This is a genomic window from Pseudomonas sp. CFBP13509 (assembly GCF_005233485.1).
GTDB classification, from domain to species: Bacteria; Pseudomonadota; Gammaproteobacteria; order Pseudomonadales; family Pseudomonadaceae; genus Aquipseudomonas; species Aquipseudomonas marginalis.
Genome location: NZ_QGAA01000022.1, coordinates 1 through 17974 on the forward strand (window position 1 = coordinate 1; position 17974 = coordinate 17974).

Annotated in this window: 14 protein-coding genes; 5 read left to right on the forward strand and 9 right to left on the reverse strand. The window is 62.7% G+C overall.

The features are described from left to right. The first annotated feature begins 333 nt into the window (after nucleotides 1-333). Nucleotides 334-2226, forward strand: coding sequence for a penicillin-binding protein 2 (gene mrdA, locus PspCFBP13509_RS26790; protein WP_065926889.1), 1893 nt, complete (start codon nucleotides 334-336; stop codon nucleotides 2224-2226). A 1-nt stretch (nucleotide 2227) separates the two neighbouring features. Here the strand turns inward: mrdA and PspCFBP13509_RS26795 are convergent, their stop codons facing one another. Then, complete coding sequence (locus tag PspCFBP13509_RS26795) at nucleotides 2228-2629, reverse strand: GFA family protein (RefSeq protein WP_137212917.1); 402 nt, start codon at nucleotides 2627-2629, stop codon at nucleotides 2228-2230. Between the two features lie 99 nt (nucleotides 2630-2728). On the opposite strand from PspCFBP13509_RS26795, the gene PspCFBP13509_RS26800 reads away from it, so the two are divergent. The 4 genes from PspCFBP13509_RS26800 to PspCFBP13509_RS26815 all read left to right on the forward strand — a co-directional run bounded on the left by PspCFBP13509_RS26800 (nucleotide 2729) and on the right by PspCFBP13509_RS26815 (nucleotide 7096). Further along, on the forward strand, nucleotides 2729-3196 hold the full coding sequence (locus tag PspCFBP13509_RS26800) for an SRPBCC family protein (RefSeq protein ID WP_065926891.1): 468 nt from the start codon (nucleotides 2729-2731) through the stop codon (nucleotides 3194-3196). A gap of 138 nt (nucleotides 3197-3334) precedes the next feature. Next, nucleotides 3335-5692: a DNA polymerase II gene (locus tag PspCFBP13509_RS26805; RefSeq protein WP_137212918.1), complete on the forward strand. Its 2358-nt coding sequence runs from the start codon at nucleotides 3335-3337 to the stop codon at nucleotides 5690-5692. Between the two features lie 31 nt (nucleotides 5693-5723). Further along, on the forward strand, nucleotides 5724-6356 hold the full coding sequence (locus PspCFBP13509_RS26810; RefSeq protein ID WP_065926893.1) for a glutathione S-transferase family protein: 633 nt from the start codon (nucleotides 5724-5726) through the stop codon (nucleotides 6354-6356). A 164-nt stretch (nucleotides 6357-6520) separates the two neighbouring features. Then, nucleotides 6521-7096 (forward strand): DUF4174 domain-containing protein, encoded by a 576-nt coding sequence (locus tag PspCFBP13509_RS26815; RefSeq protein ID WP_137212919.1) that lies wholly within the window; start codon nucleotides 6521-6523, stop codon nucleotides 7094-7096. A 36-nt stretch (nucleotides 7097-7132) separates the two neighbouring features. Here the strand turns inward: PspCFBP13509_RS26815 and PspCFBP13509_RS26820 are convergent, their stop codons facing one another. The 8 genes from PspCFBP13509_RS26820 to PspCFBP13509_RS26855 all read right to left on the reverse strand — a co-directional run bounded on the left by PspCFBP13509_RS26820 (nucleotide 7133) and on the right by PspCFBP13509_RS26855 (nucleotide 17967). After that, the gene (locus PspCFBP13509_RS26820; protein WP_137212920.1) at nucleotides 7133-8167 is read right to left on the reverse strand and encodes an acyltransferase family protein; all 1035 of its coding nucleotides are present in this window, start codon (nucleotides 8165-8167) and stop codon (nucleotides 7133-7135) included. 141 nt (nucleotides 8168-8308) lie between these two features. Continuing rightward, nucleotides 8309-9718 (reverse strand): lipid II flippase MurJ, encoded by a 1410-nt coding sequence (locus PspCFBP13509_RS26825; protein WP_137212921.1) that lies wholly within the window; start codon nucleotides 9716-9718, stop codon nucleotides 8309-8311. Next, nucleotides 9718-11145 carry an O-antigen ligase family protein gene (locus tag PspCFBP13509_RS26830; RefSeq protein WP_027603097.1) on the reverse strand — a complete coding sequence of 476 codons (1428 nt, stop codon included), beginning with the start codon at nucleotides 11143-11145 and terminating at the stop codon, nucleotides 9718-9720. Before PspCFBP13509_RS26830 ends, PspCFBP13509_RS26825 begins: the two co-directional genes overlap by 1 nt. Before the next feature lie 2 nt (nucleotides 11146-11147). Continuing rightward, a complete protein-coding gene (locus PspCFBP13509_RS26835) occupies nucleotides 11148-12251 on the reverse strand; it encodes a glycosyltransferase family 4 protein (RefSeq protein ID WP_137212922.1) in 1104 nt (367 codons plus the stop codon). Then, complete coding sequence (locus PspCFBP13509_RS26840; protein WP_065926898.1) at nucleotides 12242-13459, reverse strand: glycosyltransferase family 4 protein; 1218 nt, start codon at nucleotides 13457-13459, stop codon at nucleotides 12242-12244. The genes PspCFBP13509_RS26835 and PspCFBP13509_RS26840 overlap by 10 nt, the downstream gene beginning before the upstream one ends. Before the next feature lie 8 nt (nucleotides 13460-13467). After that, nucleotides 13468-14796, reverse strand: a complete 1329-nt coding sequence (locus PspCFBP13509_RS26845) for a GH39 family glycosyl hydrolase (RefSeq protein ID WP_137212923.1) — start codon at nucleotides 14794-14796, stop codon at nucleotides 13468-13470. Beyond that, nucleotides 14786-15976 (reverse strand): glycosyltransferase, encoded by a 1191-nt coding sequence (locus tag PspCFBP13509_RS26850; RefSeq protein ID WP_137212924.1) that lies wholly within the window; start codon nucleotides 15974-15976, stop codon nucleotides 14786-14788. The genes PspCFBP13509_RS26845 and PspCFBP13509_RS26850 overlap by 11 nt, the downstream gene beginning before the upstream one ends. Then, nucleotides 15976-17967 (reverse strand): GumC family protein, encoded by a 1992-nt coding sequence (locus PspCFBP13509_RS26855; protein WP_137212925.1) that lies wholly within the window; start codon nucleotides 17965-17967, stop codon nucleotides 15976-15978. The genes PspCFBP13509_RS26850 and PspCFBP13509_RS26855 overlap by 1 nt, the downstream gene beginning before the upstream one ends. Nucleotides 17968-17974: the final 7 nt, after the last annotated feature.

Sequence of the window (17974 nt, forward strand, 5' to 3'; positions counted from 1 at the left end):
GAAACGATGCATCGCCGATGGTAGTGTGGGGTTTCCCCATGTGAGAGTAGGTCATCGTCAAGATTAAATTCCGAAACCCCATTTGCGAAAGCAGATGGGGTTTTGTTTTGGGCGCTCGAAAAGTGGGTACGCCTAGGCGGATGAGCTGTTGAGTATCTTCAAGGGCAGCTGCCGTATCACCGTACCCGTCGAGAGGGAACTCACTTCAGAGTGCCGTTGGGGAATTCAATGCAAAGTGTTTCTGCATTTTTGGTATGGTGCAGCACATTTCCCAAGGACTGATCTTTCATCGCAGGATGCGGCGTCGACCTTCTTCAACGAGATGCTGTAGAAATGCCTGAACCGATACCGATTAAAGATCACGAAAAAGAAAACCGCCTGGTCAACAAGCGCCTGCTCGCTTGTGCGTTGTTGGTGATAGGCATTACGTGTGCCCTGGTGGGGCGTATGTATTTCCTTCAAGTCGTACAGTTCGACTACCACTCCACGATTTCTGAAAACAACCGCGTCCACGTGCTGCCCATCACTCCTACGCGCGGCCTTATCTATGACCGTAATGGCGTGGTGCTGGCCGATAACCGACCCAGCTACAACCTGACCATCACCCGCGAGCGCACCACTGACCTCAAGGGCGAACTCGACGCCATCGTCAACTTGCTGCACCTGCCTGTCGAAGACCGTGCGTTGTTCGACAAGGCCCTGAAGCAGGCACGGCACCCCTTCGTCCCCGTGACGTTGTTTTACGAGTTGACCGAAGAGCAAGTCGCATTGCTGGCGGTGAATGAGTTCCGCCTGCCAGGAGTAGATGTAGAGCCGCAATTCGTCCGTCACTACCCGCTGGGTGCGCATTTTGCCCACTCCATCGGCTATGTGGGGCGGATCAATGAGAAAGAATCCAAAGCCCTCGACTCGGTGGAGTACCGTGGCACGCAGTCCATCGGCAAAACCGGTATCGAGCGTTTCTACGAATCCGAACTGCATGGTCATGTCGGCTACGAAGAGGTCGAGACCAATGCCCAAGGCCGCGTACTCCGTGTGCTCAAGCACACCGACCCGATTCCTGGCAAAAATATCGTCCTGAGCCTCGACGTGAAGCTCCAGGAAGCTGCGGAAGAAGCCCTGGGTGATCGCCGTGGCTCAGTGGTTGCCCTCGATCCGCAAACCGGCGAAGTACTGGCCATGGTCAGTAAGCCGAGTTTTGATCCGAACCTGTTCGTCACCGGCATCAGTTTCAAGGAATATGCCGCCCTGCACGACTCCATTGACCGGCCGCTCTTCAACCGTGTCCTCCGGGGGCTCTATGCGCCGGGCTCGACCATCAAGCCGGAAGTGGCCATCGCTGGCCTCGACAGCGGTGTCGTCACCCCACAGACCCGTGTATTCGACCCCGGTTACTACCAGCTCCCTGACTTTGACCACAAATACCGCAATTGGAACCACAGCGGCGACGGCTGGGTAGACATGGACGCTGCCATCATGCGTTCCAACGACACTTACTTTTACGACCTTGCTCACAAACTCGGCATCGACCGTCTGCACGACTACCTGGCGGAGTTTGGCCTGGGCCAGAAAGTCTCCCTGGACATGTTCGAAGAGTCCGCTGGCTTGATGCCATCCCAGGCTTGGAAGCGCGCCACGCGGCGCCAACCCTGGTTCCCGGGCGAAACCGTGATCCTCGGCATTGGCCAGGGGTATATGCAAGTCACTCCGCTGCAATTGGCCCAGGCCACGGCGTTGATCGCCAACAAGGGTGTGTGGAATCGCCCGCACCTGGCCAAGACGATCAATGGTGAGCCGCCGGTGGACCAGAATCCAATGCCCAACGTCGTCCTCAAGGATCCGCGTGATTGGGAGCAGGTCAATCACGGTATGCAGTTGGTGATGCATGACCCGCGAGGTATCGCCCGGGCCGCCGCACAAGGGGCGCAATACCGCATTGCCGGCAAGAGCGGTACTGCGCAAGTGGTTGCGATCAAGCAAGGTGAGCGTTACAACCGCGAAAAAACCCTGGAGCGCCATCGCGACAACGCGTTGTTCGTTGGCTTCGCTCCGGCCGAACATCCGAAGATCGTGATTTCGGTGATGATCGAAAACGGTGAGGCCGGTGGTCGCGTCGCGGGTCCGGTGGTGCGGCAAATCATGGATGCGTGGCTACTCGACCAGGACGGTCACCTGAAGCCGCAATATGCGACGCCGGCAAAAGCGCCAGGTGACCCCCACGTCTAAATCATGCCTTCCACTCGTCCCATTGCTCTATGCCTTCATGGTCAAGCCAGGGCACATCATGGGCCATCCAGATGTGCGAGGTGGGCCTGACGCCCGGATCATCGTCCAGCGTCGCCACCCGCACGACCACATGGGGCTGATGCCCACGTTCTGCTATCAGATGTGAGCCACAGCGCGAGCAGAAATGCCTGAGCTTGCCCGGCGAAGATTCAAAGGACGCCAACAGTTCCTCCCCCAGCGTCCAGCGAAAATGTTCGCGCATTACTCCTGCGGTGGCGACAAACGGTGCCGCATGTATTTTGCGGCAGCTTGCGCAGTGGCAGTGGCTGACAGGCATGTCCAACTGGTCCACCTGATAGCGGACACCTTTGCAGAAGCAACTTCCATTCAATGGGTCAGTCATAAACGTATTGCCGGTTCAAGGACGGGGTCATCATGATTGCTTACAACCTGAGGTTGCGCATTATTTGGTGTCGCCTACTGTCAATGGAGGAGGTGACTTATGCACGTATTAGATCGCATTGAGCGAAAAGTTCTGCTGAACGCTTCACGTAAACAGGTCTGGGAAGCGCTCACCAATGCCGAGCAATTCGGCGATTGGTTTGGCATCGCCCTCAAGGGCAAAGCCTTTGTGGCAGGGGAAACCATAGAGGCGCCGATTACCTACCCAGGTTACGAACACGTGATCTGGAAAGCCAAAATCGAACGCATCCTGCCGCAAACGTTGTTCTCTTTCTGGTGGCACCCCTTCGCGGTAGAAAAGGGCGTCGACTACGACAAGGAAACCCCGACACTGGTTGAATTCACCATTGAGGATCGGGCGCCGGGCATTTTGCTGCGGGTGGTTGAATCCGGTTTCGACGCGGTGCCGGAGGCTCGTCGGCAAAAAGCCTTCAAGATGAATTCCCGTGGCTGGGACGAGCAGATGGGCAATATCGAAAACTATTTGAGCAAAACACGTCGGGCGTGAGCTGGAGAAATGGCACCATTGCGGTGCCCGCTTTCGCCGCCTTTAGAAGTCCACCGCTTGCGTGCGCGTTTACCTGCCGCGTTTGCGCAGATGCCGCGTAGAATCAACGCCTGAAAGCTATTCCTGAGGTGCGGTACGGTGGATTTACAGCAGGGTTTTGTCCTGACCCGGCATTGGCGCGATACCCCGGCGGGCACGGAGGTCAGTTTCTGGCTGGCCACAGACCAGGGGCCACGGTTTATCCGCCTACCCGTGCAGACCTCGGTGATGTTCATTCCCGAGGCCCATCGCAAGCCGCTGGATTGGTTGCTCAAAGGCGAACGCGATATCGAATTGCGCCCGCTGCAACTCTGCGATTTCCATCACCGCCCGGTCCTGGGCCTCTACACGCGCCAGCATCGCCAGTTGATGGACGTGGAAAAGCGCCTGCGCGCCGCCGGTGTCGATGTCTACGAAGCCGATGTGCGCCCGCCGGAACGCTACATGATGGAGCGTTTCATCACCGCTCCGGTCTGGTTCGGTGGGACACCGGATGCCAGTGGTGCCCTGTGCGATGCGCAGATGAAGCCCGCGCCCGACTACCGCCCGCCGCTCAAGCTGGTGTCCCTGGACATCGAGACCACCGCCCAGGGCGACCTCTATTCCATCGCCCTCGAAGGCTGCGGCGAACGCCAGGTGTACATGCTCGGCCCGCCGAACAAGACTGACGCGGTGGATTTCAAGCTCGACTACTGCGACACCCGCGCTCAACTGCTCGAATGCCTCAACCAATGGCTCGCCACCCATGACCCCGATGCAATCATCGGCTGGAATGTGGTGCAGTTCGACCTGCGCGTACTCCACGAACATGCCCAGCGCCTCAACGTACCGTTGATGCTCGGTCGCGGCGATGAGCCCATGGCCTGGCGCGAACACGGCAGCCGCAACCATTACTTCGCCGCAGCGGCGGGGCGTCTGATCATCGACGGTATCGAGGCCCTGCGTTCGGCCACCTGGAGTTTCGAATCCTTCAGCCTGGAAAACGTCGCGCAAACCCTGCTCGGCGAGGGCAAGGACATCTCCACACCGTATCAACGCATGGACGAAATCAACCGCATGTTCGCCGAGGACAAGCCCGCCCTGGCGCGTTACAACCTCAAGGACTGCGAGCTGGTCACGCGGATTTTCGAGAAGACCGAACTGCTCAAGTTCCTGCTCGAACGCGCCAGCGTCACCGGGTTGCCGGCCGACCGCAACGGCGGCTCGGTGGCGGCGTTTACCCACCTGTACATGCCGCTGATGCACCGCCAGGGCTTCGTCGCGCCGAACCTGGGCGACAAACCACCCCAGGCCAGCCCCGGCGGGTTTGTCATGGATTCGCGTCCTGGCCTCTACGAATCGGTGCTGGTGCTCGATTACAAAAGCCTTTACCCGTCGATCATCCGCAGCTTCCTGATCGACCCGGTGGGCCTGATCGAAGGCCTCAAGCACCCCGACGACAGCGACTCCGTCGAAGGCTTTCGCGGTGCACGCTTTTCTCGCACCCGGCACTGCCTGCCGGCCATCGTTGCGCGTGTCTCCGAAGGTCGCGAAGAGGCCAAGCGTGAGCACAACGCGCCGCTGTCCCAGGCGCTGAAAATCATCATGAATGCGTTCTACGGCGTACTCGGTTCCAGCGGTTGCCGCTTTTTCGATACACGACTGGCTTCGTCGATCACGATGCGCGGCCACCAGATCATGCGCCAGACCCGCGAACTGGTTGAAGCCCAGGGGTATGAGGTGATCTACGGCGACACCGACTCCACCTTCGTGTGGCTCGGCAGCGCGCATTCCCAGGACGACGCCAGCCGTATCGGCCAGGCGCTGGTCAAGCACGTCAACACCTGGTGGCGTGAGCACCTGCACAGCGCGTTCGGCCTGCAAAGTGCCCTGGAGCTGCAATACGAAACCCACTTCAGCCGCTTCCTGATGCCGACCATTCGCGGCGCGGAGGAGGGCAGCAAGAAGCGCTACGCCGGCCTGGTGGTACGTGCCGACGGCAGCGAAGAGATGATCTACAAAGGCCTGGAGACCGTACGCAGCGACTGGTCGCCCCTGGCCCGGCGGTTCCAGCAGGAACTCTACCAGCGCATCTTCCACCGCCAGCCCCATCAGGACTACATACGCGACTACGTGCGCCGCACCTTGAGCGGCGAGTTCGATGAACTGCTGATCTACCGCAAACGTCTGCGCCGTCAACTGGATGACTACGAGCGCAACGTGCCGCCCCATGTACGCGCGGCGCGCCTGGCCGATGAATACAACGACCGCCTGGGGCGCCCGCGCCAGTACCAGCGCGGCGGCTGGATCCGCTATGTGATCAGCGTCAACGGCCCCGAACCGCTGGAAGTACGCCAGGCGCCGATTGATTACGACCACTACGTCACCCGGCAATTGCAACCGGTCGCAGATGCCATCCTGCCGTTCGTGAGTGACGATTTCAGCACCCTGGTCGGCGGGCAAATGGGCTTGTTCTAAAATTCTTGATTCATCCAATGGAGGAAAGGCTATGTACACACTCTATGGCATCGACGAATCCGGCTCCTGCATGATTGAAATCGCCCTGCAACGGTGCGCGGTACCATGGCGACGGGTGGACGCCGCCTCCTGGGCCGACGGCGAGGGCAGTGATGAGCTTGCCCGTATCAACCCGCTCAAACAGGTGCCCACCCTGGTTATCCCCGATGGACAGGTGCTGACGGAAAGTGCCGCGATCCTGATCCACCTGGGCCTGGCGTTTCCCGATGCGCATCTGCTGGGCGGCGACCGTGACCAGATCATCCGCGGCCTGGTGTACATCGCGGCCAATTGCTATTCGGCGATTGGCATCATTGACTACCCGCAACGCTGGGTGGGCAATGCCGATGAAGCGGTGCAGGCGCAATTGGTCGCGGGCACGCGTCGCTATCTGCATCAGGCCTGGGTGGTGTTTGCCGAACAGTTTGCCGGCCAACTGTTCGCGTCCAACGGCGAACCGAATGCGCTGGGCATCATGGCGGCGGCGGTGTCGCGCTGGGATGAGGCGCGTGAGGCCTTGACTGCCCTGGCGCCAGGCTTTGCCCAGACCCTGGCGCAGGTGGATGCCGACCCGATCGTGGCGCCTGTCTTTGCCCGCCATTGGCCGGGCTGGAAGGTCTCGTAATGTTTGTGCAATCAAAGGAAACAATGCCGCATGTCGCCGCCAAGCCCTTGCGGAGCGGGCGTCCTGGCCTACGCTTTCTGAACGCGGTGTAGGAATCATCCTTGAATTTGACTGTCGCAGACATGAAACTCAAGAACCCTGCATGGAATTCAAAGGAGGTGCGCATGCTCATCCGGTCGCTGACCCTGGCTACCTTGATGGCTTTTACGGGGCCGCTGTTGGCTGCTGATGATATCAACCCGCTCAAGCAGGACCTGGGCAAAGCCCGGCCACTGGTGGTGGTGGAGCTTGATTCCGGCAACGACACACTGGCGACCCTCAAGAAACAACTGGACGAGCCTGCCACCAAGCAGTCCTTTGAAGAGCGCAGCATGGTGTTCTACACCGTGAAGTTTGGCAGCATCGGTGCCGAAGGGGAGAAGTTCGCCAAGGACCCCCAGGACAACAAGAAGCTCACGCCGCCCGAGACCAATGCGCTGATCCGCGCCCTCAAACTGGGTGCCGGCAGCGGCACCAAAGTGATCCTGGTGGGCAAGGATGGCGAGAAGAAAGTCGAGAAGACCGTGCCACCGGATACCCTCGATTTGAAAGAGTTTTTCAGCGCCATCGACCAGATGCCGATGGCCGAGAAAGAAACCGCCGCCGCCCCGGAACCCGAGCCCGTTGCACCGGCTCCGGCCAAGGGCGCCAAGCCGGCGAAACACGCCGGCAAGCCCGCCGCGCAACAACTGGATGACTGAACCCGATACCCGGTAGGAGCACGCTCGCTCCTACCGTTATCTGGCAGCCTTGCGCAGCGGAAATGGAAAGTAGAAAAACCGCAGGAATGCCACCCGCTTGATCACTTCCCCGATCAACAACGGCACCACTACCGCCACCACAAAACCGATGCAGGCCGCGACAAACGCGTGCAGCCCCAGACGCTCCATCAAATCGAATGTCTTGTGCTGGATCTCCCCATGGAAGATCAGCAGGATCAGGGTCGACTGGCCGATGTAGGTCATGACCCGGGTGATCAGGGCCGACGCCATCAGCACCCGCGCCAACGCCCAGCACAGGTACACCCCAATCACCGCCAGCAGGCTGGTCCACAGCCAGTGGTCGTAGCGACGCTGCGCCAGGTCCATGGTATCGCCCCGGTAGAGGAACACCGCCGCGAACAGCGCCACCGACACCAGCAGGGTCAGCAGTGACCCCGCATGGGTACGCAGCCAGTCACGCAGCAGGTAGCCGTAGACGAAACACGCACTGCTGATCAGGGTGATATCCAGGCTGAAGGGCAAGCCGGGCAGCACCCAGGTTTGCCCGCCGAGAGTCACCGGCAGTTGCCAGAACCACGGCAGCATCCAGATGCCGATCAGCAGCGGCACCAGCATCACTGCACAGCTCACCGCCAGCGGCAGGCGCTGAATCAGCCGCAGTACCGCCCAACTGAAGAGGATCGCCACCCAGAAGTGCGGCAAAAACCACAGCGCCTGCCAGGGGATGGTGTCCACCGAGGCGTACAGCACGCCGCCGATATCCGGCAGCAGCGGTTGGCCGCGCAGCACATCGCGCACGATCACATACACCAGCATGGTGAAGAAAAACGGCTTGAGCAGGCCGTCGGCCTTACGCACCGCCATCTCGACAAACGGCTGTTCAGGTTTGAAAAACACCCCCGACAGAAAGAAGAACAACGGCAGTACGAACGACGCCAGGATCGGGTACATCAAGTCCGGCGACGTGGCGACAAACCAACTGTGGGCGTACACGATCACCAGGATGCCGATGCCCTTGGCGATATCCATTTGAATCCAGCGATTTTTCACCTGAGTGCTCCCGATCTATAAACTCCACCGCCCCTGTAGGAGCTGGCTTGCCAGCGAAGAACGCAAGGGCACCACGTGCATCCAGAATGCCCGCGTTATCGTTGACGATTTTCGCTGGCAAGCCAGCTCCTACAATAAGCGTCATGCCTTGCGCCACGGCTTGAGCCACAGCCCCATGCCGAGCAGCACCACGGCGCCCGCCAGGGTGCTCAGCCCCAGTTGCAGCCACACGCCCTCAATACCAAACAGCATCAGCGCCGCCAGCCCCATCAGCAGCCCACTGAGCAGCCAATGCCGGGCCCACGGCAGGGCGCCAATCAAGGCCTGGCGCTGCATCAGCAACAGTGCGGTGCAGAGCACGCCGGCCAGTGCGGCCAAGGGGATGCCGGCCAGGCCGAACACCCAGGGCAGCGCTCCCAGCAACAACACGTTGACCAGGCTGCCGAGCAACTCGCAGCGCAGCGGCTGGCGCGTATCGCCGGCGGCGTAGGCATAGCGCGCGAGCAAGGCGTTCCAGGCGCCGAACACCAACGGCACGGCAAACCAGGCCAGCAGCAGCGGCAACGGCGAATCCGCCGATTGTCTGGGCAGCAGCAGCGCCACCAGGCTCGGGGCTGCCGCCACCAGGCCGACACCGGCAGGCAGGGTCAGTACGCTGGCGGTTTCCAGGCCGCGCTTGAGCAGGGCCAGGCGCTCATCGCCCTGACGGCGGCTCATCATGCCCAGCAGTACCTGGTTGAGACTCATCAGCGCAATCAGCGGCAGGTTCATCAGCTTGCGCGCCAGGTTGACCCAGGTCACCGCGCCTTCGCCCAGCAGCGATGCCACCAGCCGCTCGATCAGCGCCAACCCCTGGCTGGCGCCATTGCTCAGCAACAGCGGTCCGATGCGCTGGCCCAGCTCCCGCAAGGGTGCGACGCTCAGTTGCCAGCGCCATGGCCGCCAGCCTTGGCGCCACACCGACGGCAACAGCGCCAGCGGCATCAACAGGCTGCCGGCCAGGCAGGCCAGGGCCAGCGCGTGCGGTTGGCTGATAGTGCCCGCGAGGGCGAGGTACGTCACCGGCGGCAGGTTGAACAGCAACGAGCCCAGCCCCGCGAGGACAAAACGTTCGCTGGCCTGCAAGGGAATGCTGAACAGCCCATGCAACATCAAGCCCGGCACACACCAGGCGACGATCTGCAGGTTGCTGCTGGCCAAGACTGTGGCGGTGTCGGCCAACCCCGGGCCGAGCATTTGCACCAGCCACGGTGCCAACAGCGTCAGCAGCAGGCTGATGACCAGCGCGATCAGCAGCAACGCCGGGAACAGCACCGCCAGCCACTCCAGGCGTTCGCCATGCTTGCGTTGCAGGTACAACGGCAGCGCGGCGGCGCTCAGCACACCGCCGGCCAACGACATGCGCAGCGCTTCCGGCAAAAACAGCGCGATCAGGAAGGCATCGCTGCGCTCTCCGGCGCCCCAGGCCGCCACCAGCAGCCATTCACGGGCAAATCCCAGGCACAGGCCCACCAGGGTCGCCAGGGTCAGCCAGGCGGCGGAGCCGAGCATCAGGGCCGTGCCCCATCAGGCAAGTGTTTGCGGTAGGCCACGGTCTTCACTTGCGGCAGCCGCGCCGGAAACAACCGCCGCGCCTCCAGTACATTGATGCCCACCATCAGCCAGAACAACGCCACCATCACCACCGCAAAACTGAAGTAGTGGTCGAACAGGCCGCTGACCAGCGCCGACAGAATCCCGCCGGTGGTGCCCAGCCACAGGGCATTGTCCTTGGTCAGGCGGATCGGGCCTTTTTGCGGACGCGCCTCACGCCACCAGCGCACGGTCACCGCCACAAAGAACAGCATGCCGACGATGCCGGTCTTGTAGATGAAGTTCAGCCACAGGTTGGAGATCCCCAGCAGGTGGGTACCCGGTACCGGCGGGTCAACCTTGAAGCCGATCCCGAACGGATAGGACACCACCGCCTGCGGGAACATGCGGTACTCGTCGAACCGCACTTCGGTACTGGCGTTGTCCGACGAGAAAATCGTCGCCAGGCGTTCCTGTAACGGTGGGTAGGCCATTACCAGTGCCACGGTCAGCGCCGCGCCGATCATCAGCAGGCGCCCGGTGTAGGGCACGCGGCGCGTAGCCATCCACACCAGCACCAACGCCAGGCTGACCATCGCGCCGCGGCTGCTGGCCAACAGCAACGCGGCCGCGCCCAGGCAGGCGACGCCCAGGCCCAGCGCACGTTTCCAGCCCTGTTCGGTCACGCCGAAGCAGAAGGCCAGGGGCAGCAGCAATGCCATGATCCCGCCGATGGCATTCGGGTGCATCCACGGCGAACCCATGCGCGAAGACATGGCCTCCAGGCCGAATTTCAACATGTCGAAGTTGCCGTAGTTGAACAACGCCAGAATCGGCGCAATGCCAGCCCCGGAGCGCGTGCGCACGAACACCGCAATCGACAGCACCAGCATCGCCAGGCTGCCCAGCAACAGGGCGATGACCAAGGATTCACGCTGCTTGCGGTCCACCAGCAACCTGGCGCAGAGAAACACTGCCGACAGGCTCAGCAACCAGCGCAGCCAGTTGGCCACGCCGCTGCTGTCGGCGTGGACGGTGACCTGGCCGACGATGAACGGGAACACGCTGAACAGCATCAGCCACAGCAGCATCTGGTCGGTGGGACGGCGGGTCAGGCTGGGCGTATCGGGCAGGCGGGCCAGGAAGTTGTGCCACAGCACCGCGCCCCAGGTCAGGGCCAGGATCGCTTCGCTGACGGTGCTGCGGATCCCCAGGTTGATAGTCGAGTACGGCATGAACGTGGCGATCATGGCGAACAACAACAGCCCCCACAACGGAAAGCGCAGGATGGTCACTGCCCCCGCCAGGCCGACCACGGCCAGGAACGCCTTGGCCGGCGACAGCAACAGGGCGAGGGCGCCAAACAGCAGGCCGAAGAGGATCGCGACGAGGCTTGCCAGGTTCACTCTCACTGAAGTTCCTCGATCAGTTCGGTCAGGCGCTGGCGATAGGCATGATGGTTGAAACGTTGCGCCCACAGGCGCCGTTGCTCGGCGCAGTCTTCATCCGGCCGCGCGCCCAGGCTGAGCATCAATTGCACCAGCGCCGGGCCATCGATGGGCGAAAAGCGCGGGGCCGACGGCGGGGTGATTTCATCCAGCGAAGTGCCGCTCGCCACCGCCACCGGCGTACCGACGCTCAGGGCCTCGATCACCGGCAGGCCAAAGCCTTCGGCATAGGACGGCTGCCACAGGCGTGACGCCTGGCGGTAAAGCGCCTGCAACTCGGCGTCCGACACGCCGCTCAGCGCACGAATCCCCGGCAATGTGCGCTGGGCTTCGGGCAAGTGTTCCAAACTGCCCACCAGCACCAACTCCGGCACCGAAGGGGATTGGCGCCGCGCCTGCTGCCAGGCGTCCACCAAAAACGGCACGTTCTTGCGCAACTCGCGGGTGCCCACCAGCAGCCAGTAGTGCTCGGGCAATTGATGCCGGCTCATGTCCGCCACCAGCCCGGCAAAGCCATCGACCTGATTGGGCAGCACACGAATCTTGCCCACCGCCTTGGGAAACAGCCGCGCGGTTTCATCGGCGCTGTACTGCGACGGCGTCCACACGCGGTCGGCGCTGTGCACCGCGTAGGCAATCGACAGGCGATCGCTGGTCTTGTAGATCAGCGCCTTCGAGCGGTTGGCATGGTAGTTGTCCAGGGTGATCTGGAACAGGTCATGCAGCAGCACCACCGTGCGCAAACCCTTCGGCTTGGGCGGCAACGGCAGGCCCATGTTGAAGGTGCTGATGTACAGGTCGATACGCTCCTCGCGCAAGGCGCGCGGCAGAAAACCGGCCTCAAAGCGCAGACGATTCTGCGGCTGGTGCATGGCGGTCTTGGCACAGCCCCACGCCGGGCAGTGGGCCTGCAGGCGCGTTTCATCGCCCAGTGGTGCCACGGTAAACCGTTCAAGCTCGATGCCCGGCAAGGTGTGCAGGGCGCTTTCCAGTGCATACACCTGGCGGCTGATGCCCGATTGCGGCGAGGTGCCGACGGTGCGGTAATCCAGGCCTATACGCATGCGGGCTCCCTCTGGCTCAGCGGCACGAGGGTGGCGTACACCTGCTCCAATTGGCTGGCGGCGACGCTCCAGTCATGGGCGCGGCGTACGTAGGCGCGGCCCGCCTCACCCATGGGCGCGGCGGCTTCAGGGCATTGCAGCAGGCGCACCACGGCATCGGCCAGGTCGTCGGCGCTTTGCCCACCGAGGTAGTCCAGGCCTTCCACCAGGTCCAACCCCGACACGCCTTGTTCGGTGCTGGCCAGCGGCAGGCCGGCGGCCAGGGCTTCGAGCACCTTGAGCTTGGAGCCGCCGCCGTGGCGCAACGGCGCCAGGAACACCGAACAGCTCGATTGCAGGTCGAGCAGGTTGGGCACGAAGCCTTGCCACTCGATACGCGGGTCTTTCCAACGCTCGCGCCAGTTGCCGGGCATGCCGAAGCCGCACACGCTCATGCGCGCATCCGCACAGCGCGCCCAGACCTTGGGCAGGATTTCATCCAGGGCCCATTCGATGGCGTCCACGTTCGGCGCGTATTCATAGTTGCCGAGGAACAGCACGCGGCGTGTCGACGGGTCGGGATGGGCGGCGGCGAAGTGATCGCAGTCCACGCCATTGACCACCACCGGTACGGGTTTGCCGGCGATTTTTTCCAGGACGTGCGCATCGTTTTGAGTGACCGCCACCACCTGCGCGGCCTGGCGCATCACCCGGCGTTCCCAGCGGGCATAGCGCCATTGATCGTAGCGAATGAACGGCAGCGACCAACGCGGCAAACGGTCGTAGGTGGCCGCGCCCAGGGCCGACTCCACATTGTGTTCGGTCAGCACAAAGGGCTGTGATTTACGCGCCAGCGCATCTTCGTAAGGCTGGAAACTGTAGCTGTGCTCGATCTGCACCACGTCCCACTGCTCACCCAGCAACCAGTTGAAGGTGTCCTGCAACTCGCCCGCCAGCCCATTCACGCTGGCCAGCAGCGGGTAGGGTGCAAACAGCCCCGCCACCAGGGTCTTGAGGCTGCGCAACGGCCGGCGCGGCAGGATGATCAACTGTTCGACAAACGCTTCCAGCACCTGGCGGTCGGCAAGGGACACCGGATGCTTGTCATGCAGCAGCAAGGTGATCCGATGCCCCCGCGCCGCCAGGCTGCGCAGCAGGTGGAACTGGCGGGTCTTGCCGCCGCTGGTGGCGGGCCAGGGCGAGTAGGGCAGGATCCATAAAATGCGCATGGCGGGCCTCACTCCCATAACAGAATTTGCAGGTTCGGCTTGACCATGACGGTCAGCCCGTGGGTGCCACTTACCGGGGTTTGCGTACCGTGCAGCGGGTCATACAGGGTGGCGCTGGTCAGGTTGGGCAGGTGTGCGTTGCCGCCCCCGGCCGCCCAGAAGAACCATAGCTTGCGCCCGTCGGCGCGGGTCCAGCCGATGCTGAACAGGCCGTCGGGCAACTGATCGGCGCTGGGCGGATCGCCGGGGGTGAGCGTCGGACCGCTGACGTCGAGGAAATTTTTCAGCGCGGTGTAGACCGGCTTGGGGTTGGCGTCGATGTCGAGCAAACCGTAAGACTGATCACGCACACTGGCGCGCTGGTCCAGATCACTGAGGGTAAACAGGAAGATCCTGTCGTAATCCAGCGCACTCATCAGCGCCAGGCGGCGCACCACGTAATCGGCCTGGGCCTGTGGGGTGATGATGTCCTGGGCGTCTTTGGGACCTGTGTAGGTCGACCAGCCCCACTCGGTGCTCCACAGGGTCTGCACGCCGCCGTTGCGCAGGGCCTGGTTGAGCGCGGTGGTCCTGGCGATAAAGTCCAGGTTGGCCGGGTCGTTGCCTTCGGGCAATTGGGTATAAGGGTGGTACGAGACGACGGTATTGAGGCTGGCCACGCCCAGGGCGCCGAGGGCATCGAACATGCTCTGGCCGTTGGGCATTTCGCTGAAGAATGCCATGCCGGCGGCCACCACCGGTTTGCTCGGGCTCATTGCGCGCAACGCGGCGGCGGTGGTGGTCAGCAGTGCGGCGTAGCCGGCCGGGTCGGCTGCCGGGCGCCAGAAGCCCAGCAGGTTCGGTTCGTTCCACACCTGCCAGGCGTCGACACTGGGGTAGCGCTGTGCCAACAGCGCCATGCGGTTGGCGAACACGTTCGGGTCTTTCGGCGGGTACTGGTCCTGATACGGCGCACCCACCGGCGCAGTGGTGGCGAACGGCGCCGACCCCACCAGGTAGAACACCGACTTGAGCTGGTTGTCCTGCAGTTTGCCTACCAACTGATCCAACGTCGCAACCTGGTATTGCCCTGGGACCGGCTCCAGCTGGTCCCAATGCAAATCCAGGCGTACCCACTCCAGGCCCAGCGCCTTGAGACGGTCTATCTGCTTCTGATAGCGCTCAGGGGCGAACCACAGGAACTGCGCGTTCACCCCGAGGAAATCCTTCCACACCACGGTTTTGTTGCCCTTGAGCACATGGCTCTCGGCATCGGCCTGGCGCCCCCACAAAAACGCGGTCAGGCCCAAGGCGGCGACCACGACCAGCGTGGCGACGTACGTGCGTTTACGCGCCATGGCGGCTGCCCTCGATGGCTTGCTCAAACAGCGCCTTGAACTTCTGCGCGGTCAACGGCCACAAGCGTTCGCGGCCGATTTCGCCGGCGCGTTCGGCCCAGTCCCGGGCCAGCGGCGGCGTGCGTGCCAGGCGCAGCAGTTGCTCGCTGAGGGCATCCACATCGCCTTCGGGGTAGATAGCGCCATTGCCGCTGGCGACTTCCTCGGCAAACGCGCGAGCGTCAGACGTGATCGCCCCACGCCCGCAGGCGGCAGCCCAGGACAGCGCGCCACTGGTACCGCGCTGGCGCCCGAGCAGGCCGAGTTTTTTCGATTCGCGATAGGGCAGCACCATCACATGGTGGGCCTGGATGGTCTGGGCAATCTCTTCAGCCGGCAGGTTCAGCCGCCAGTCGATGGCATCCGCCAGGCCGAGTTCAGCGATCTGGCGGTTCAACTGCTCCAGGTAGTTGCCGCCTGCGCCAAACGCCATTTCGGCGGCGGTGCCACCGGCCAGGGTCAGGCGCACACGCTCACGCAATTCGGGGGCCTGCTTGAACACGCCGGCCAGGGCCTCTAACAGGTCTTCGATGCCTTTACCCCGGTATATAAACCCGAAGTACAGCAGGCGCAGCGTATCCAGGGGCGGCAACGGCGCCGATGGAATCGCCAGGTTTGCATGGTTGATCACCGCGACTTTCCCCGTCGGCAGTTGCATGCGTTGGCCCAGGCACTCGGCGCCCAGGCGGGTGAGGGTGATCAAACGGGTCAACCCGGCGGCGACCTGGCGCTCTTCACGCAAGGTCAGCGGATCCGCCAGCACCACTGCCGCCTGTGGCATCGGGCTGGGCAAGCGCTCCAGCAGGTTCAACGGGAATGGCAACCGCTCACGCCGCCAGACGATGCGTTCCGGATCATGCACCGTGGCGGTCAAGGGCAGTGCCGGGTAGGCCTTGCGCAATTCGCGCAGGGCCAGGAACTCCCCCAGCCGTCCACCGCCCAGCTCGGCGTGGACCAGGTCCACGCTGTGCCAGTCGAACCCACCGATGGCCTGTTTGATTGCCTCGCTGTTGCCCGCCACCCCGGCCAACGGCGTCAGCACCGTCACCTCCAGTTGTTCCAGTGCCGTGCGGAAATGGTTCGCGTAGTCGGCGATGCCATTTTTCTCCGGTGGCAACGGGGCGAGCAGGGCGACGCGCATCAGAACGCCCCCCGGTACTTGGCGATGGTTTTCAGCACCTTGGCCGGCACTTCGAATTTGCGCCGGTTGATGATGATGCCGTCGACCTTGCCGAACGCGGTGTTGAGGATCGACAGCGCGTGCTCCACCACCGGCACCGTGCTCTTCTGCGCTTCCACCACCAGCCCGATCAGGTCGGCCCGACGCAGGTTGATAAACGCATCGCGGTTATCCAGCAGCGCCGAGGCGTCCAGCAGCACCACTTCACCTGGCGCCGCCGGTTCGGCGCCGCCCACACGCACGTTGATACCGTTTTCCTGCAGCAACTGACGCAGTTGTTCCACCACAAAGGTCACCCCTTCGCCGTGCCGTGCCGAGGTCAGGCCAAGAGTCAGGCCCTGCTCGGCGATGCGCTCCAACTGCAGCAACCCGTACAGCCGGTAGATGCTCGCATTGAATGCGTTGGTGCTTTGGGCGGTGCTGGTGTCCAGCTCGGGCAAGGTGGTCCACAGCGGGAGGCCGAACTTGCGTTCCGCCAGGCCGCCATCGTGGATGCGCTGGTCGAGCAGGTAGCACAGGTAGATCACCAGCAGGCCGACGACGAGGGCGAATGGGAGCGCCAGCACCAGCATCACCAGGGTTTTGGGGAAGATACGGCCGGGGTTCAGGGTGGCCTCTTCGATCACCGCGATGTTGCTGATCTGGCTGTTATCCAGTTCGCGGTCAATGCGTGATTTTTCCAGGTTGTCCACATACAACGCGTAGTTGCGTTCGGCGGCGCCCAGCTCCCGGGCGAGGCGTGTCAGTTCCGGTTCGATCTCCAGGGCTTGCTTGCGCTGGGCTTCGAGGTTGGCCAGTTGTTTCTGTTGTTGTGTCAGTTGGGTACGCAGCGCGAGGTTGTTGCTCGACTCATCCAGCAGTACTCGCTGCAAGTGGATTTCCAGGGTATTGGGCGCGCGGTTTTCCGAGCTTTGCACGGTGTTGCTTTCACTCGCGACATGGGCCTGCATTGCGCGGATCGATGCATCCAGGGCTTTGACCGGCGGCGCGTTGTCCGTGTAGGTGCGCATCATGTCGGCCTTTTCCAGCAGCTTCTGGTTCAGCAGGCGGCGCAGGTCCTGCTGCTGGGGGTTCAGTGCGATCTGGCGCACCGTGGTGACTTCCTTGGGCTGGCTCTTGAGCTGGGTGCGGGTGCTCTGGATGGCGCTGTCGGAGGAGGCGATCAGGCGCGTGGTGTTGAACGTTTCGCCCCGCAGTACGTTGATGCGCTCGGACAAGTCTTCCAGCCGATCGGTGATGCTCGCCGCGCCGATCTGGTTCAGGTGCGTGAGGATCTGTTGCTTGTAGCTCTGGATCTCGGTGGCGCTGGTGGCTACCTGGCCTTCATAGAAGACGTACAGGCTCTTGCGACCCAGGGCCTGGGTGCGTTCGTTGACATAGGTCTCGACCCAATCCTTGACCACCGCCTGGGCTATCTCCGGGTCGCCCCAGGTAAAAGTGATGTCCATCACCGTGGAACCGGCCGCGTGGCTTACCTCGAAGTTCTTTTCCAGGCCCGCCGCCAGGCGTTCCACCGGCGTGGTTTTTTCCACCACGCCGACAGTTTCCAGTACCACGCGGATGCCATCGAACACCGCGCCTATGCCACTCTTGACGTAGTACTTGGTGCGCTTCCAGAAGCTTTCCGGTGGCGGTGCGTTACTGATCACTTCCAGGTAGTGCTCGGCCACCGCCCGCACAATCGGGCGCCCGGTGAGCAGGCGCTCTTCGTCGACAATCGGGTCGCGCTGGGTGCTGGGCATCACCAGCGCCTGGCGATTGCTGATCTCGATGGGCAAGGTCGAATCACGCCCCGGCTTGACCAGCAGGCGCGCCGTGGATTCGTACTTGGCCGGCAGCAGGAAAGCCCCCAGCAGAATGATCACCAGCGCCGCAATGGCGGCCAGTTTGAACTCGTGGCGGAAGATGAAGAACAGGCGTAGCAGATCACGAAAAGAACGGATCTCGATCATGGGATGT

Coding starts and splice junctions, on each gene's coding strand:
- mrdA (WP_065926889.1), top strand. CDS start 334: ATGCCTGAACCGATACCGATTAAAGATCACGAAAAAGAAAACCGCCTG.
- PspCFBP13509_RS26795 (WP_137212917.1), bottom strand. CDS start 2,629: ATGACTGACCCATTGAATGGAAGTTGCTTCTGCAAAGGTGTCCGCTAT.
- PspCFBP13509_RS26800 (WP_065926891.1), top strand. CDS start 2,729: ATGCACGTATTAGATCGCATTGAGCGAAAAGTTCTGCTGAACGCTTCA.
- PspCFBP13509_RS26810 (WP_065926893.1), top strand. CDS start 5,724: ATGTACACACTCTATGGCATCGACGAATCCGGCTCCTGCATGATTGAA.
- PspCFBP13509_RS26815 (WP_137212919.1), top strand. CDS start 6,521: ATGCTCATCCGGTCGCTGACCCTGGCTACCTTGATGGCTTTTACGGGG.
- PspCFBP13509_RS26825 (WP_137212921.1), bottom strand. CDS start 9,718: ATGCTCGGCTCCGCCGCCTGGCTGACCCTGGCGACCCTGGTGGGCCTG.
- PspCFBP13509_RS26835 (WP_137212922.1), bottom strand. CDS start 12,251: ATGCGTATAGGCCTGGATTACCGCACCGTCGGCACCTCGCCGCAATCG.
- PspCFBP13509_RS26840 (WP_065926898.1), bottom strand. CDS start 13,459: ATGCGCATTTTATGGATCCTGCCCTACTCGCCCTGGCCCGCCACCAGC.
- PspCFBP13509_RS26845 (WP_137212923.1), bottom strand. CDS start 14,796: ATGGCGCGTAAACGCACGTACGTCGCCACGCTGGTCGTGGTCGCCGCC.
- PspCFBP13509_RS26850 (WP_137212924.1), bottom strand. CDS start 15,976: ATGCGCGTCGCCCTGCTCGCCCCGTTGCCACCGGAGAAAAATGGCATC.
- PspCFBP13509_RS26855 (WP_137212925.1), bottom strand. CDS start 17,967: ATGATCGAGATCCGTTCTTTTCGTGATCTGCTACGCCTGTTCTTCATC.